Annotated in this window: 1 protein-coding gene; it reads right to left on the bottom strand. The window is 64.2% G+C overall.

The genetic code is table 11. The annotated features are described in order from the left end of the window. Positions 1 to 28 precede the first annotated feature (28 nt). On the bottom strand, positions 29 to 919 hold the full coding sequence (locus tag ABFX45_RS46160) for an IS982 family transposase (RefSeq protein ID WP_346137423.1): 891 nt from the start codon (positions 917 to 919) through the stop codon (positions 29 to 31). Between the last annotated feature and the right edge of the window lie 79 nt (positions 920 to 998).

Raw genomic sequence — 998 nt, 5'->3', positions numbered from 1 at the left:
CTAGATGGTTGATTCCGTGAAGTTGGTGTCAGTGATCGAACGCGGTCAGTGAGCGTTTGCTGGTCACGCCCGCCTCCCAGTTGTGCCAGATGCCGGCGGCCATGGCCAGCAGGCGCTGAGCGACACGGGTGAACACCCCGGCAGGAGTGCGTCCGCCGTGTCGCTCGAGGTCGAGCTGACCCTTGAGGGTCTGGTTGACCGATTCGATCCACTGCCGGACACCGCCGAGGTTGCCGTTGCGGTAGGTCTCGTCCTTGCGGTCGGGACGGAGCAGGGCCAGGCCCATCCGCTCGGTGAGTTGCTTGAACGGCTTGCCGGAGAAACCTTTGTCCGCTAAGAGGATCTGGCCGTCGCGGATGAGATGGTGGTTGTGGTCGAGCAGCGCGGCGAGCACTTCGCGTTCGCCGATCTTGGGGTTGGCCAGGCACCACATGATCGGCATTCCGTCACCGGCGCAGACGAGGTAGAGCTTCAGTCCCCAGTAGTACCGGGAGTGCGAGGCGCAGTAGCCGTAACCAGCGTGCCCGGCCAGGTCCGACCGCTTGACTGTTTCCCGTGACATGCCGCAGGGCAGCGGGGTGGCGTCGGTCATCCACATGTCGTCGAACCAGGACGGGCAGCACATCGCCAGCGTGAGGATCGCCTTGCGCAACAACGGTTCCGCTGTCTTGAGCCGCTTGTGATAGCCGGACTGGGTGAGCATGCGGGGAAACATCTCGAGCAGCTCGGGGGTGGCGTGGACGTGGCGGACCCAGCGACGCTCGTTGTGGTAGCCCAGCATGACCTGGGCGACGGCCAGGCAGATCAGCTCGCTGTCGGTCAGATCCGGCCGGCGGCCCCTGCCCGTGCGGGGCGGAACGACGTGGTCATCGACCAGCACGTACAGTGCGGTAAGGAGGGTGTTCAGGTCTTTCGTCACACATTGATCTTGAACACCCTCCTCCCATGCCCCGGCACCGGGCCGACTTCACCCGAACTTCACGGAATCAGTCATCTAG

Source organism: Lentzea roselyniae (assembly GCF_039537795.1).
Lineage (GTDB): Bacteria > Actinomycetota > Actinomycetes > Mycobacteriales > Pseudonocardiaceae > Lentzea > Lentzea atacamensis.
This window is presented reverse-complemented; position numbering and strand designations above follow the sequence as displayed.